The organism is Bradyrhizobium centrolobii, assembly GCF_001641635.1.
In the GTDB taxonomy this organism is placed as follows: Bacteria; Pseudomonadota; Alphaproteobacteria; order Rhizobiales; family Xanthobacteraceae; genus Bradyrhizobium; species Bradyrhizobium centrolobii.
The window spans coordinates 31,245-46,487 of record NZ_LUUB01000124.1; the positions used below are offsets into that span (position 1 = coordinate 31,245).

The following is a 15,243-nucleotide window of genomic DNA, read 5'->3' on the forward strand; positions in this document are numbered from 1 at the left end:
GTCCGCCTCGTGCTCGACGCGGCGCCGCAATGGGTCATCCCGGCCAGGGCGACGTTCGTTGCCAGCGTTGCTCAATTCACACCGAAGACGGTCGAGACCGAGGAGGAGCGCCAGAAGCTGATGTTCCGCGTCAGGGCGCACATTTCGCCGGAGCTGCTGCGGAGAAACATCGAGCAGGTCAAGACCGGGTTGCCCGGTCGCGCCTTCGTCCGCCTCGATCCCAACGCCGAGTGGCCGCCGCAGCTGACGGAACACCTGGTCAAATGAGCGACGCGCCGAACGCCTCTCACCCCTCCGCATCTGCGCCGGTGATACGCCTCGAGGCGGTCGGGCTGTCCTACGGCACGACGCGCGCGCTCGATGGCATCACGCTCGACATTCCCGCAAGCCGAATGGTGGGATTGATCGGACCCGACGGCGTCGGCAAATCCAGCCTGCTCTCGCTCGTCGCCGGGGGGCGCGCGATCCAGGACGGCCACGTTCACGTGCTTGACGGCGACATGACGGACGCCGCCCACCGACGGCGGACCTGCCCGCAGATCGCCTACATGCCGCAGGGTCTGGGCAAGAATCTCTACCCGACGCTCTCCATGTTCGAGAATGTCGATTTCTTCGGCCGCCTGTTCGGTCACGACCGGCGCGAGCGCGAGGAGAGAATTCAACAGCTCCTGAGGGACACCGGCCTTGCGCCGTTCGCAGACCGTCCCGCGGGCAAGCTGTCTGGCGGCATGAAGCAGAAGCTCGGCCTCTGCTGCGCGCTGATCCACGATCCTGATCTGCTGATCCTCGATGAGCCGACCACCGGCGTCGATCCGCTGTCGCGCCGTCAATTCTGGGAACTGATCGAGACGATCCGCAAAGACCGTCCCGGCATGAGTGTCACCGTCGCCACCGCCTATATGGAGGAAGCCGCGCGCTTCGACTGGCTCGTTGCGATGGATGACGGACGGGTGCTCGCCACCGGCACGCCGGCCGAGCTGCTGCGGCAGACAGGTACCGACAATCTCGATGCCGCCTTCATCGCCCTGTTGCCTGAGGAGCAACGACGGAAGCACAGAGAGGTGGTGATCCCGCCCCGTCGGAGCGACCAGGGCGGCGATGTCGCGATCGAGGCCAAGGAGCTCACCGTCAGATTCGGTGATTTCACGGCTGTCGATCATCTGACCTTCCGAATCGCCCGCGGCGAGATCTTCGGCTTTCTCGGCTCCAACGGCTGCGGCAAGACCACGACCATGAAGGTGCTGACCGGGCTGTTGCCAGCCAGCGAGGGCGAAGCCCGGCTGTTCGGACGCGAGGTCGATCCCAACGACATGGATGTCCGGCGTCGCGTCGGCTACATGTCGCAGGCGTTCTCGCTCTATTCCGAGCTGACGGTCCGCCAGAACCTGGAGCTACACGCACGCCTGTTCCGGCTCGCACCCGATACGATCGAGGAGCGGGTCCGCGACATGGTTGAGCGCTTCGACCTCGCCAATGTCATCGATGCGTTGCCGGACGCGCTGCCGCTCGGCGTCCGCCAGCGCTTGTCGCTCGCCGTCGCCATGATCCACGCGCCCGATATCCTGATCCTGGACGAGCCGACGTCCGGCGTCGATCCGGTGGCGCGCGACGGCTTCTGGCAGATCCTGTCCGACCTGTCGCGGCAGGACAACGTCACGATCTTCGTCTCCACCCACTTCATGAACGAGGCGGAGCGGTGCGACCGCATCTCGCTGATGCATGCCGGCAAGGTGATGATCAGCGATACCCCGGAACAAATCGCGGCACGACGCGGCGGCGGCAGCCTCGAAGAGGCTTTCGTTGCCTATCTCAAGGACGCAATCGCCGCGACCGACACGACGAAGACGCCCCCCACGCCGCACATCGCTGCCGCCGCGAAGACGCACGGCGCGATGCATGGCGCACTGAGTTTCTTCGATCCCCGCCGCATGTTCGCCTACACGCAGCGGGAGGCGCTCGAGCTCAAGCGCGATCCGATCCGCGCCACCCTCGCAATCCTCGGCAGCCTCATCCTGATGTTCGTGATGGGCTACGGCATCAATATGGACGTCGAGGATCTCTCCTTCGCCGCCATGGATCGCGACGACACCACGATCAGCCGCGACTATGTCCTCCAGATCGCGGGCTCGCGCTATTTCACCGAGCTCGCTCCGATCACCGACTACGACGATCTCGATCGTCGCATGCGCAGCGGCGAGCTCAGCCTTGCCATCGAAATCCCGCCCGGCTTCGGGCGCGACGTGGCGCGCGGCAGCAACGTTCAGATCGGCGCATGGGTCGACGGCGCGATGCCGTCGCGTGCGGAGACGGTGCGCAGCTACGTGCACGCGATGCACGCGACCTGGCTCGCGCAGCGAGCCCGGCAGCTCTATGGCAACGCCGCCACCACCGGCGACTACCAGCTCGAGGTTCGCTTCCTCTACAACCCCGACATCAGAAGCATCGTCGCGATGGCGCCGGCCGTGATCCCGATCCTGCTCCTGATCATCCCGGCGATCCTGGCGACGCTGAGCGTCGTGCGCGAGAAGGAGCTGGGCTCGATCATCAACTTCTATGTCACGCCGGTGACGCGGCTCGAGTTCCTGATCGGCAAGCAGCTGCCCTATGTCGCGCTCGCCATGCTGAACTTCTTCCTGCTGACCGCTTTTGCCGTGTTCATATTCCGGGTTCCCTTCACCGGCAGCTTCGTCGCGTTCACGTCAGCCGCGCTGCTGTATGTCATCATCACCACCGCGATGGGCCTTGTGATCTCGTCATTCATGACGAGCCAGATCGCCGCGATCTTCGCCACCGCACTGCTCACCATGATCCCGGCCACGCAATATTCGGGGCTGGTCGATCCGGTTTCCTCGCTCCAGGGCGCCGGCGCGGTGATCGGACGGATCTACCCGACGGCCCATTTCGTCACCATCACGCGCGGCACCTTCTCCAAGGGGCTCGACTTCGGCGATCTGTCCGGACCGTTCCTGGCCCTGATCGTCACCATCCCCGTGCTGCTCGCGCTCGGTGTCGCGCTCCTCAAGAAGCAGGCGAAGTAGATGCGTACAGGCAATATCGTCCAGCTCGGCATCAAGGAGCTCCGCGGCCTGTTCCGCGATCCCATGATGCTCGCGCTGATCGTCTACGCCTTCACGGTCTCGATCTATACCGCTTCCAAGGCGCAGCCGGAGACCCTGAACCAAGCGGCGCTCGCCATTGTCGACGAGGACAACTCCCCGGCCGCAACACGCATCATCACGGCGTTCAGTCCGCCCTTTTTCACGGTGCCGCGGCTGATCTCGCAGTCGGAGATGATGACCCGCATGGATGCGGGCCTCGACACCTTCGCGCTCAACATCCCGCCCAACTTTCAACGCGACCTGCTGGCGCGACGATCGCCCGCCATCCAGCTCAATGTGGACGCGACCCGGATGTCGCAGGCATTCACGGGAAGCGGCTATATCCAATCCATCGTCGGCGACGAGGTCAGCGAGTTCCTGTCCCGCTATCGCTCGGCCGCGCCGCTGCCGATCGATCTGGCGCTGCGCGCCCGCTTCAATCCCGAGCTCAACAAGAGCTGGTTCGGGGCCATCAACAACATCATCTCCTCGGTCACGATGCTGTCGATCATCCTGACCGGCGCGGCGCTGATCCGGGAGCGCGAGCACGGCACGATCGAGCATCTTCTGGTCATGCCGGTGACGCCCTTCGAGGTGATGGCGAGCAAGATTTGGTCGATGGGGCTCGTCGTCCTCGTCGCAGCAAGCGTATCGCTCATCTTCATCGTGCAGGGATTGCTGGCGGTCCGGATCGGCGGTTCGGTTCCGCTGTTCCTGTTCGGCACTGCGCTCTATCTGTTCGCCACAACCAGCATGGGTATCTTTCTCGCCACGTCCGCCGGCACGATGCCGCAGTTCGGCCTGCTCCTGATGCTGGTGCTGATGCCCCTTCAAATGTTGTCGGGCGCCACAACCCCGAGGGAGAGCATGCCCGAAATCATCCAGAACATCATGCTCGCTGCGCCGAACACCCACTTCGTGATCCTGGCCCAGGCCATCCTGTTTCGCGGTGCCGGGCTAGCTGTCGTGTGGCCGCAGCTCGCCGCCTTGCTGGTGATCGGCGGCATATTGTTCTTCCTGTCGCTCCGTCGCTTCCGGCAGTTCCTGCAATAAGGTTCCGCGGGATCCGACAACCCGCGTCCGCAGCCCCGCGCAGGGGGATGAGAACATTCCCGCCCCGCTGCTCAGGGTTTCGTCCGATGTCAGCGCCGGGTGTTCGACGCTACGGTCCGGTGCGTGCCGATCGCATCGTGGTCGCCCAGGAGGAACGCATGGCCGTCTATGACAGTCGCGGCAGCGTCGAGGCCGTGGTTGCTCCACCATTTTGGGCCTGCGCGCTCCTCGGTGTCGTCCTGATCGCCGCCGGCATCTTCGCGCTCGGCGACCTCGCCTTCGCGACCATCATCAGCGTCAAGCTGATCGGGCTGACGGCCATCGCTGCCGGCGGATTCGAGATCGCGCACGCGTTCTGGACCAAGGCGTGGGGTGGCTTCCTGTGGCGGATCGTCCTCGGCGCGCTCTATCTCGCCTTCGGTCTGATACTGCTTAGCCAGCCGGAGTCGGGCGCGCTGATCCTGACCTATTTCCTCGGCGCGGTGCTGTTCGCATCGGGCGTCATTCGATGCGTGCTGAGTTTCGCCTACTGGGGACAGAACGGCTCGATGATGCTGATCTCCGGTGCCTTCGCGGTTCTCGCCGGCGTGCTGATCCTGTTCGGCTTCCCCGACATCAGCGTCTGGGCCCTTGGCTTTCTGCTCGGCGTCGACCTGATCTCGCATGGCCTCGCATGGTTGCTTTATGCGCTGCAATCGCTGCGGACGACCGCATGACATAAGGAGAAGAACACAGTGCATGCTCCCAGCCGCCGCGCCTTCCTCGGCCTTGCAACAAATGCCATCGCCGTCGCCGCGATCGGCGCCGCCGGGACTCGCCTCATTGGCGTCGCCGAGGCGATGCCGGTCGATCCCGGTCTCGGACAGGCCGGCGAGTCATCGGCCGCTGTGATGCCGGCGCAGTGGGGACCGCCGCCCGGTCCCGGCTGGGGAGCCCCACCGCCGCGTCCGGGTTGGGGCCCACCGCCGCCGCCGCGCCGGCGCCGCCGCCGCTGGGTTTGCTGGTGGCATCGCGGCCGCCGGCAGTGCGGGTGGCGTTGGCGCTAGTGCGCCTCCGGAAACCTCACCAAGGTGATGGAGGAAACGGTGCACAACAAGAAGCAATGGGTCCTCGCCGCCGCGATGGCAGCGCTTCTCATCGCGGCGAGCTGGTTTTGCGTGTCGGTCTGGCGAGCGACGCCAGCGATGCCGGTCTACGGCAATGTCATCCTGGCCGTGGCGGCCTTTCTTGTGCTGATGTCGGGCTGCGGCCTGATCGCGCTGATGTTCTATAGCCATCGCAAGGGCTACGACGAGCCCGCGCGCAGCAACAGGACGACGGCGCGGGAGTAGCGCAGCCCCGGTGATGTCGGATGCACTGACGCCGGCAGTTCTGAGCCTGGAGCAAGGAGCGGACAGTGAACCTTGCTGACGTCCCGATCAGATTGCTGGCGGCAAGCCTCGTGACCGTGCTGGCCGGCGAGACCGCGCGGACGCAGCCTGCCCCATCCGCGCCTTCGGTCGGCGTCGTCGAGGCCATGCAGCGGCCGATCACCGAAACCAGCGAGTTTATCGGCCGGATCGAGGCGATCAATCGGGTCAACGTTGCCGCCCGCGTCACCGCTTTTCTGGAACAGCGGCTGTTCACCGAGGGCGCCGAGATCAAGAAAGGCGACCAGCTCTATCGCCTTGAGCGCGGTCCATTCGAAGCCGATCTCGCGGCCAAGCAGGCGCAGGTGGCGCAACTCGAGGCAACGCTGGAGAACGCCAAACTGACGACCGAGCGCGCACGCGCCCTGCTCGGAGGACCAGCAGGGCAGCAATCGACCTATGACGCCGCGATCGCCAATCAGCGCAGCCTGGAAGCCCAGGTGCAGGCCGCGAAGGCCCAGGTCCAGGCCTCGCAAATCAACCTCGACTACACCGTGATCAGCGCACCGATCGACGGCAAGATCGGACGCACGGCGGTGACGGAGGGCAACATCGTCAGCCCCAGCTCCGGCGTGCTGACCACGATCGTCAGCCAGGATCCGATGTACGTCACTTTTCCGGTACCGGTGCGGCAGGGGCTCGAGCTGCGCGAGCGATACGGTCCGCAAGGTGGCCTCGAAGCGGTGGTCATCAGATTGCGGCTGCCCGACGGGCGCATGTACGGCCAGACCGGCAAGCTGAATTTTGTCGACAATACCATCGCGCAAAACACCGACACGATCACGGTGCGGGGCGAGATCAGTAACCCGATCCTGCGCGCGCCGTCTGCAGCGGGCGTCACCGTTCACGAATTGACCGACGGCGAGTTTGTCACCGTCCTGCTCGAAGGCGTCCAGCCGATCGAGGTACTGGCGATCCCGCGCTCGGCGGTGCTGTCCGACCAGCGGGGCGATTACGTTCTTGTGGTCGGCGCGGACAACAAGGCCGAGCAGCGCCGCATCCAGCTCGGACAATCGACCCCCACGATCGCTGCCGTCATCAACGGGCTTGCGGCCGGCGACAAGGTGATCGCCGAGGGATTGCAGCGGGTTCGTGCCGGCCAGACCGTCTCTCCGGATCCGGCCAGCGCCCTCATTATGTCAAGCATGAAGGGCGCGGCGGGCGAAGCGGCTCCGCCGGCCGGCGCCCCAGCCCGGACGAGCCCGGCGGGCGGCAGCCCATGATATCAGGTGTTTTCATCGATCGTCCGCGGCTTTCGATGGTGATCGCTTTCATCATCACCATCGCCGGCGCCTTGGCGCTCACGCAGATTCCGGTGGCGCAATTTCCGGACATCGTGCCGCCGCAGGTCACCGTGGCCGCGAACTTTCCCGGCGCCTCCGCCGAGGTCGTGGAGAGCAGCGTCGCCCAGCCGCTGGAAGCGCAGGTCATCGGTGTCGACCGCGCGCTCTACATGAAATCGACCAGCGGCAACGACGGCAGCTACACGCTGACGGTTTCGTTCGCGCTCGGCACCAACGCCGACATCAACACCGTCAACGTCAACAACCGCGTGCAGAGCGCCTTGTCGCAGTTGCCCACGGAGGTGCAACAGCAGGGCGTGACGGTGCAGAAGCGGTCCTCGTCGATCCTGCAATTCCTGGTGCTCTACAGCGCCGACGGCCAGCAGGACCCGCTCTTCATCACCAACTACGCCATCATCAACGTGCTCGACGCGATTGCGAGCACGCCGGGCGTCGGCCAGGCGAATCTGTTCGCCAAGATGAACTATTCCATGCGGATCTGGTTCGATACGCAGCGGCTCACCAGCCTCAACCTGACTCCCTCGGATGTGATCGCCGCGATCCGCACGCAAAGCGTCCAGGCTGCCGTCGGCCGCATCGGCGCACGTCCGATCAGCGACGATCAGCAGTTCCAGTTCAACGTGCAGACCCTGGGCCGGCTCGCCACCGTCGATCAATTCGCCAACATCGTGCTGCGCGCCAATCCGGACGGATCCTCGCTGCTGGTGAAGGACGTCGCCCGCGTCGAGATGGGTGCGCAAAATCTCGACAGCGAAGCGCGGATCGACGGGCGCGCCGCCGTTCCGATCGCAATCTATCTCGCGCCGGGCGCCAATGCGGTGACCACCGCACATGCTGTGGCGGACACGATGCAGCGGCTGTCCAAGCGGTTTCCCGCAGGGCTCAGCTATCTCGTGCAATACGACTCCACGAGCTTCGTGCGGGATACGATCGCCGAGGTCCTGCGGACGCTGGGCGAGGCTTTCGTCCTGGTGGTGCTCGTGGTCTATCTGTTCCTCGGCAATCTCCGCGCCACGGTGATTCCGGCCGTCGCCGTGCCGGTGAGCCTGGTGGGCACCTTCGCCGTCCTGTTCGTGTTCGGCTATTCGGCCAACACAGTGTCGCTGCTCGCGATGGTGCTCGCCATCGGCATCGTCGTGGACGACGCCATCGTCGTGGTTGAGAATGTCGAGCGCGTCATGGAGGAGGAGCCCGACCTGTCGCCGGTCGAGGCGAGCAAGAAGGCCATGACCCAGATCACCGCGCCGATCATCGCGATCACGCTGGTGCTGCTCTCGGTGTTCGTACCGATCGCGTTCATTCCCGGCATCTCGGGCACGCTGTTTCGTCAGTTCGCCGTGACGATCAGCGCGGCCATGATGATCTCCGCGTTGAACGCCCTGACGCTGTCGCCGGCACTGTGCGCGCTGTTGCTGCGCCACGGCGGCCCCCGGCGCGGCATCATGGGCCGCGTGCTCCGCGGCATCGACTGGCTGCGCGATCGCTACAGCGGCGGCGTCTACCACCTCGTGCGGAGGGCCGCCCTCTCGCTCCTGCTGGTGGCTGCCTTTGCCGGCGGCATCTTCGGCATGTCGCTGATAACCCCGACAGGGTTCTTGCCGGAGGAGGACCAGGGCGCCTTCTTCACCTCGGTACAGCTGCCCGACGGCGCGTCGGTGGCGCGAACCAGCGAGGTCGCCCGGCAGATCGAGGACATGCTGAAACAGATGCCGGCCGTCGATCACGTCCTTGCGGTGATCGGCTTTTCCCTGCTCGACGGCGCCTCAGAGCCGAACAGCGCGCTGGTGGTGACGCGGCTGAAGCCGTTTGCCGACCGGAAGGCGTCCGCGGATTCGGCGCAAGCGTTGATCGCCAAGACTTTCGCGGCCGGGGCGCAGGTCCGGCAGGCCAACGTGCTGCCGTTCAACCTGCCGCCGATCATCGGGCTCTCCACCGGGGGCGGATTCGAATACCAGCTTCAGGCGCTGGAAGGTCAGAGCCCGGCCGCAATCTCCAGCGTCACGAACGCGCTGATCGGCGCCGCCAATGCCGACCCGCGGCTTACGCGCGTCTTCTCGACGTTCACCGCGACCAATCCGTCGCTCTATCTCGATATCGACCGCCGCAAGGCCCAGGCGCTTGGCGTCGGGATCAGCGACATCTTCACCGCTTTGCAGGCGACGCTCGGCGGCATCTACGTCAACAACTTCAACCTGTTCGGACGCACCTGGCAGGTCAACGTCCAGGGTGAGGCGTTCGATCGCGCCGATATGTCGGATATCTGGCGGATCTACGTGCGCAACAGCACCGGCGAGATGGTACCGATGAGGTCGCTGGCCGGCATCAAGATCGTGACCGGGCCGCAGGTGATCACCCGCTACAACAACTACCGTTCCGTGACGGTGAACGGCAGCCCGGCGCCCGGCATCTCCTCGGGCACAGCGCTGGCCGCGATGGCGCAGATCTCCGATTCCGTGCTGCCTACGGGCTACAGTTTCGCGTGGACCGGCACCGCCTATCAGGAACAGAGCGCCGCAGGCCAGACCGGTATCGTGCTCATGCTGGCGGTACTGTTCGCCTATCTGTTCCTTGTCGCACTTTATGAAAGCACGGTGATTCCGATCCCGGTGCTGCTGTCGGTCGTGGTCGGCGTGCTCGGATCCTATCTCGGCATCAAGATCTCGGGCCTCAACCTCGATCTCTACGGCCAGATCGGACTGGTGGTGCTGATCGCTCTCGCCGCCAAGAACGGCATCCTGATCATCGAATTCGCGAAGGAGCAGCGTGAGGCGGGCGTGGCGCTCAATGAGGCTGCGGTCCAGGGAGCCCATATGCGCTTTCGTGCGGTGATGATGACATCGGTCGCCTTCATCCTCGGCCTGTTGCCGCTCGTGATCGCAACCGGAGCCGCTGCGCTCAGCCGCAGAGCGGTGGGCACGGCGGTGTTCGCCGGCATGCTCGCCGCAAGCTCGATCGGAATCTTCCTGGTGCCAATGCTGTATGTGATCTTCCAGCGTCTGCGCGAGCGCACGAAGGCGGCATTCAAGCGAAGCCCGCAGCGGGCGCCTTCCGGCCACGACACGGCCTAGACAGTGCTTCAGGCCAGGGCGCATCCGGCCTGTCAACGTGACGCTCCCCCCCTGATGCGCGCGTCGACAGCTCATTTTCTGCGCACAAGCCCTGACCGCGCATCGAACCTGGCGACGGGCCGATCAAGCTGCCAAAGCTCCACATCATGGCGATCGACGAGCCGCTCGGCGCACGAGATCGCGGACTCATCATCGATGCAATCCATCTGGATGACTCCGATCGGTTGGTCATGTCGTCCCATGACAAATGCACGATAAGCCGTCATTCTGGCCTCCAAAGCGTAGTGACTCGTCCGGAAAATGACGCCGACGGCATTTGAATGCGATGGGTATTGCGTCGCCTGTTTGTAGGCGCGGCATAAGGCTCTGCGCGGGTCCTATGCCGATCTTATGCAATAGAGGCTGCGTCCATCTCGAAACTATACCGCGACCGGCACCATATCGGCCCGGTCACGCAATCCCGCGTGACACATCGCAGGACACGCGAACCGAGCGACGACGCGGAAATGTTGCCGCGGCTCTTCTCCTCCAGGCTCAGCCTGTCCTGCCAGGCAACCACGAACGAACCGGTGAAATTATGTCTACCCCAGGGGTCAGCGACAGGGTCATCGATCCGATGATGGCGCTCGCAGGCTGCTCGACCCGGCAACGCATCCTCGTGGTCGGCGCAAAGAGCATGGAATTGATGATGGAGTTGCAACGGCGCGGATATTTGCTGGCGGCGGCCGCCGGCAATTGCGGTCTCCCGACCGGCCAGTATGACGTCGCGCTCGTCGATTGGCGGCGACGCACGCTGGGCGCGCTCGATGCGACGATGGATTGGCTCGATGATTTCCTCAGCCCCCGTGCCGTGCTGGTGATCTGGCTCGACGCGCAGAAATCGGCGGCGAAGGACAGTCTTCGCGCCGCGGTGATGAAGCGCGGATTCATCGTCCTGCAAGGTGCCGAGCACCCATGCGGCAGCGCGCTGCTGGCGCGACGTTCGCAGGCCTATCCACTGCAAAAGGCCGCGTAGGTCGGAGACCACCAGATGTCGAAGTCGAACGTACGACGCGCGATCATTCGCGAATGGATGGCGCTTGCGCCCGAGCAACGGCGCTCCGGCCAGCAGGCCCTCGTTTTCGCGAGAAGCGCCATCGAGCGGCACAGGCTGCCGCCCAGCCGGCGCACGCCGTGCGCCGTGGTCATGGGATGGCTGAAGCCACGCACCGGGCGCCGCTAGCAGGCGCCCGACGTTTTCAGATCCACCTGTTCGGCGCTATTCGTGAGAGAGGTGATACCCGCGACCACGGTAGTCGAAGTCCACGAGCTCGCAGATCCGCGCCGTGGGATCGGCGGGCGCGGCATAATAGGCCCTGATCTCCTCGATGCGTCCGGTCGCTTCGTCGAACACATACCATTCGTCGCCGCGAAGCGCGGTGTTCTGCGCGCGCTTCCAATGCGTCCATTCGATCACGGCTTCCGGCGTCGTCGAAGAGCACAGAATCTTTTCTATCGTCCATTGCGAGCCGAGATTCTCGACACACCAGATCCATTTGTGCGCGATGGTATCGGCGCCACGCCAGGGAATGTCCGGCAAGCCGGGCGGGAAGTAGTGGACCGCGTCCGCGGTAAAGCACGCCATCAGGGCATCGTAGTCGGCCGCGTTGCACGCGTCGAAATAGCGACGGATCGTCGCCTCTATGGCGGCAGGCGATGTCTTGCTCATCTCATGCTCCTGCCCGGATCGTCGTTGCCCGGGCCGGATCCGCGCCGGCCCGCTTCCACGCCTCGAAATCGGCGCGCACGGCAGGCGTCGGCGGATAGACGCCGTAGAGCGGTTCGCCGGCTCCGATGCGATACGACAGGTACTTCTCCAGCTCGTCTCGTTTCTCGCCGAGATCGGCTATTTCGGCGGCCAGATGCCGCGGCACGACTGTGATGCCATCGCCATCGCCAACGATGACATCACCCGGATAGACCGCAACGTCGGCACAGGCGATCGGGATGTTCAGATCGGCAACCCGATGATAGGACAATCGTGTCGATGCCGTGACCTGCCGGGCATAGGCCGGGAAATCGAGCCGCGCCAGCTCCTGGCCGTCACGAAACGCCCCATCGGTCACGATCGCCGCGGCGCCGCGCACCTTCATCCGCGTCGGCAGCATGGCTCCCGCCGACGCGGCGCGCGGATCGTTGCGGCTGTCGATCACCAGCACATGGCCGGGCGGAATGTTCTCGACGGCCTCCCATTGCAGATTGTCGGGGTTCGGATGGGGCGTGAGCGTTTCGATCGTGTCGAGATCCTCCCGCGCCGGGATCATGCGCATGGTGAAGGCCTCGCCGGCGAAGCGAACCGCGTTCCTGTTCATCGGCACGAGCCCGACCAGGAAGCACTGGCGCAGGCCTTTCTTGAACAGCTCGGTGGTCAGCGAACCGCTGGAGACTTCCTTCAAACGGCGGACGACGGAAGGATCGAGGGGGCAAAGCTTCGTCTTTGGCTCGTACATGGCAATCTCGCTGGTTTTGTGAGGACGCTCGCGAACGGACGCGTGGACACGCTCCGATCGCGAGGGCCGATCGTCAAGGATGCTGTCAGGGGCGCTTGCCGACCTCGTGGACGTCGCGCGCCCAAGCCCGCGCCTGCTCCGACAGGCTGAAGCCGAGGCCTGGCCGATTCGGCACGATCATGCGGCCGTTCATGACCTCGAGCTTCTCGTTGAACATCGCCTCCGACCACTCGAAATGCTCGACCCACGGCTCGCGCGCGTAGGCGGCAGTCAGGTGCAGATGGATCTCCATGCAATAGTGCGGCGCGAGCTGAAGCTTCTTGTGATCGGCGAGCGCCATGATCTTGAGGAACGGCGTGATCCCTCCGACGCGTGGCGCGTCCGGCTGGATGAAGTCGACCGAATTGTTGCGGATCAGCTCGTAGTGCTCGTCGACGCTGGTCAGCATCTCGCCGGTCGCAACGGGAGCCGCAAGCTCAGCCGCAAGCGCGGCATGACCTTCGTAGTCGTAGGCGTCGAGCGGCTCCTCGATCCAGGTCAGGTTGAATTGCTCCGCGATGCGGCCGAAGCGCAAGGCTGTGGTGCGGTCCCATTGCTGGTTGGCGTCGATCGCCAAGGGGACGTCGCCGATATGGTTGCGGACCGCCTCGATGCGCTTGAGATCCACCATCGGATCAGGCTGGCCGACCTTCAGCTTGATCGCACCGATGCCCTTTTCGAGCGCCATGGTGATGCGCTCCTTCACCTCCTCGATCGGCATCGAGAGATATCCGCCCGAGGTGTTGTAGCAGCGCACGGAGTCGCGATGGGCGCCGAGGAGCTTGGCAAGCGGCAGCTTGGCGCGCTTTGCCTTCAGGTCCCACAGCGCGATGTCGAAGGCGGCGATCGCCTGCGTGGACATGCCGCTGCGGCCGACCGAAGCGCCGGCCCAGACGAGCTTGTCCCACAGACGCGCGATATCGCTCGGGTCCTCGCCGATCAACTCTCCGGCGATCTCCCTGGCGTGCGCGAACTGGCCGGGACCGCCCGCGCGCTTCGAATAGCTGTAGCCGATGCCGCTGTGGCCGTTCTCGGTCTCGATCTCCGCAAACAGGAAGGCGATTTCCGTGAGCGGCTTTTGCCGGCCGGTGAGAACCTTGGCGTCGCTGATCGCCTGCGCAAGCGGCAGGAAGACGAGCGACGTCCTCACCCAGGCGATCCGGTCCGTCGTCGCTTCGCCGACTGCGAGACCGGCCGCAAGCGGGTTTGCGAGAATGCGTGTATTGACCTGCGTGTGGTAGTTCATGGCTTTCTCCTGTGAGGTGAATTTTCCGGGAATGATGTCATTCGGCCGCCTGCGGCGCGGAGCGGATCAGGCCAACGCCTTCGCGAATGACGAGGCGCTCGATCGGCCCGACGATGACCCAGTAGCAGAGCACGGCCAGCAGCCCGTGCAGGCCGACATAGAGCAGCGCCCCGTTGAACGAGCCGGTGGCGGAGAGGATGTAGCCGATCGCAACCGGCGTCACGATTCCGGCGGTGTTGCCGATGGCGTTGAACACGCCGCCGGTGAGCCCGATCACCTCCTTGGGCGCCGTGTCGGCGACGACCGTCCAGCCGAGTGAGCCAAAACCCCTGCCGAAGAAGGCCGCACTCATCAGCACCGTGATCAGCACGGTGGAGTCCGTATAGTTGCAGCCGATGATGAGCACCGTCATGACCAGGCCGATCGTGATCGGAGTCTTGCGCGCGATGCTGAGCGAACCGGTTCGCTTGAACAGCCAGTCCGAGAAGAAGCCGGTCACGACCCCGCCGACGAAGCCGCAAATGGCGGGGACCGTCGCGATCAGGCTCGCATCGAGCACCGACAGGCCGCGCTCCCTGACGAGATAGGTCGGGAACCAGGAGACGAAGAACCAGGTGATGGACGAGATGCCGTATTGCGCCAGAAAGATGCCGACGAGCATGCGGCTCCTGAACAGTTCGGCGAGGTCGGACCATCGCGGCCCCTGCGCCGCAACCGCGGCCGGCGAAGCGCCACCGAGATCCACCAACGCGCCTCCGGCACGCAGATGGTCGAGCTCTGCGGCACTTATTCTGGGGTGACGGGTCGGCGGATAGTAGGTGACGGCCCAGACCGCCGCGAGCAGGAAGCCCAACACGCCCATCACGACGAAAATGTGCTCCCAGCCGAAGCGGTGATCGAGGAAGCCCATCAGCGGCGTGAAGACGACGAGCGAGACATATTGAGCGCTGTTGAAGATGGCGCCCGCGATGCCGCGCTCCGCAGACGGAAACCATGCCGCGATGATGCGGCCGGCCGCGGGGCCTACGGGCGATTCGAACACGCCGAGCATGAAGCGCAGGATCAGCATGGTCAGGAACGGATGGCTGGCCCAGCCGACGCAGCTCATCAGGAAGGTGACGAGCGACCACAGGATCAATCCACCCAAAATGGTCTGCTTCGCGCCGAGCCGGTCCGTGATCCAGCCGGCGGGGAGATGCGCCAGCACGTACGCCCACGCGAATGCCGAAAACATCCAGCCGAGCTCGACCGGCGTGATGCCCAGCGCCTTCGACATGTTGGGACCGGCAATCGACAGCGTCGCGCGGTCGCCGCTGCTCAGCGCCAGCAGCATGGTGATCAACGCCAGGATGACAAGACGTTGGTGCGTCCGTGCGGACGGCTTCTGCTCCGTGGTCACGCTGCTCCGCCCTTCTTTCTCGGTTTTGTTTTGCCCGGTCGACCTTCCGCGACCGTGGATGTCCGGAACGCCAACTGCGCCCCGACACGAGAAAGCTAGATCAGCGATCAATTCAGGTCTAAACTCATTTTTGGATTT

14 protein-coding genes and 1 pseudogene are annotated in these 15,243 nt (G+C 64.8%); 10 read left to right on the forward strand and 5 right to left on the reverse strand.

The genetic code is table 11. The features are described from left to right. The 8 genes and pseudogenes from AYJ54_RS53300 to AYJ54_RS44050 all read left to right on the forward strand — a co-directional run. Nucleotides 1-267: pseudogene (locus AYJ54_RS53300) on the forward strand (glycoside hydrolase family 43); the annotation flags it as partial. Beyond that, nucleotides 264-3,038 carry a ribosome-associated ATPase/putative transporter RbbA gene (gene rbbA, locus AYJ54_RS44025; protein ID WP_063708727.1) on the forward strand — a complete coding sequence of 925 codons (2,775 nt, stop codon included), beginning with the start codon at nt 264-266 and terminating at the stop codon, nt 3,036-3,038. The pseudogene AYJ54_RS53300 and the gene rbbA, both read left to right, overlap by 4 nt. Then, nucleotides 3,039-4,151 carry an ABC transporter permease gene (locus tag AYJ54_RS44030; protein WP_063708728.1) on the forward strand — a complete coding sequence of 371 codons (1,113 nt, stop codon included), beginning with the start codon at nt 3,039-3,041 and terminating at the stop codon, nt 4,149-4,151. Nucleotides 4,152-4,237: 86 nt separating this feature from the next. Continuing rightward, nucleotides 4,238-4,867 carry an HdeD family acid-resistance protein gene (locus AYJ54_RS44035; RefSeq protein ID WP_136624346.1) on the forward strand — a complete coding sequence of 210 codons (630 nt, stop codon included), beginning with the start codon at nt 4,238-4,240 and terminating at the stop codon, nt 4,865-4,867. An 18-nt stretch (nt 4,868-4,885) separates the two neighbouring features. Further along, nucleotides 4,886-5,197 (forward strand): twin-arginine translocation signal domain-containing protein, encoded by a 312-nt coding sequence (locus AYJ54_RS51640; protein ID WP_082906130.1) that lies wholly within the window; start codon nt 4,886-4,888, stop codon nt 5,195-5,197. 39 nt (nt 5,198-5,236) lie between these two features. Then, nucleotides 5,237-5,482 carry a hypothetical protein gene (locus tag AYJ54_RS44040; protein WP_245329315.1) on the forward strand — a complete coding sequence of 82 codons (246 nt, stop codon included), beginning with the start codon at nt 5,237-5,239 and terminating at the stop codon, nt 5,480-5,482. Nucleotides 5,483-5,547: 65 nt separating this feature from the next. Next, the gene (locus AYJ54_RS44045) at nt 5,548-6,783 is read left to right on the forward strand and encodes an efflux RND transporter periplasmic adaptor subunit (protein WP_063708730.1); all 1,236 of its coding nucleotides are present in this window, start codon (nt 5,548-5,550) and stop codon (nt 6,781-6,783) included. Continuing rightward, the gene (locus AYJ54_RS44050; protein ID WP_063708731.1) at nt 6,780-9,932 is read left to right on the forward strand and encodes an efflux RND transporter permease subunit; all 3,153 of its coding nucleotides are present in this window, start codon (nt 6,780-6,782) and stop codon (nt 9,930-9,932) included. Before AYJ54_RS44045 ends, AYJ54_RS44050 begins: the two co-directional genes overlap by 4 nt. 71 nt (nt 9,933-10,003) lie before the next feature. Here the strand turns inward: AYJ54_RS44050 and AYJ54_RS44055 are convergent, their stop codons facing one another. Then, nucleotides 10,004-10,198, reverse strand: a complete 195-nt coding sequence (locus tag AYJ54_RS44055) for a hypothetical protein (RefSeq protein ID WP_063708732.1) — start codon at nt 10,196-10,198, stop codon at nt 10,004-10,006. Nucleotides 10,199-10,509: 311 nt separating this feature from the next. Here AYJ54_RS44055 and AYJ54_RS44060 point away from each other — a divergent pair, with 311 nt between their 5' ends. Together AYJ54_RS44060 and AYJ54_RS44065 are read left to right on the forward strand one after the other, a co-directional pair. Continuing rightward, complete coding sequence (locus AYJ54_RS44060) at nt 10,510-10,947, forward strand: hypothetical protein (RefSeq protein WP_136624347.1); 438 nt, start codon at nt 10,510-10,512, stop codon at nt 10,945-10,947. A gap of 15 nt (nt 10,948-10,962) precedes the next feature. Next, complete coding sequence (locus AYJ54_RS44065) at nt 10,963-11,154, forward strand: hypothetical protein (RefSeq protein ID WP_063708734.1); 192 nt, start codon at nt 10,963-10,965, stop codon at nt 11,152-11,154. 36 nt (nt 11,155-11,190) lie between these two features. On the opposite strand, the gene AYJ54_RS44070 is transcribed toward AYJ54_RS44065, so the two are convergent. From AYJ54_RS44070 to AYJ54_RS44085, 4 genes are all read right to left on the reverse strand, one after another. Next, nucleotides 11,191-11,640, reverse strand: coding sequence for a nuclear transport factor 2 family protein (locus tag AYJ54_RS44070; protein WP_063708735.1), 450 nt, complete (start codon nt 11,638-11,640; stop codon nt 11,191-11,193). A 1-nt stretch (nt 11,641) separates the two neighbouring features. Further along, complete coding sequence (locus tag AYJ54_RS44075; protein ID WP_063708736.1) at nt 11,642-12,421, reverse strand: ribonuclease activity regulator RraA; 780 nt, start codon at nt 12,419-12,421, stop codon at nt 11,642-11,644. A gap of 85 nt (nt 12,422-12,506) precedes the next feature. Then, on the reverse strand, nt 12,507-13,706 hold the full coding sequence (locus AYJ54_RS44080) for an L-talarate/galactarate dehydratase (RefSeq protein ID WP_201724332.1): 1,200 nt from the start codon (nt 13,704-13,706) through the stop codon (nt 12,507-12,509). A 37-nt stretch (nt 13,707-13,743) separates the two neighbouring features. Then, nucleotides 13,744-15,105: an MFS transporter gene (locus tag AYJ54_RS44085; protein WP_063708737.1), complete on the reverse strand. Its 1,362-nt coding sequence runs from the start codon at nt 15,103-15,105 to the stop codon at nt 13,744-13,746. Between the last annotated feature and the right edge of the window lie 138 nt (nt 15,106-15,243).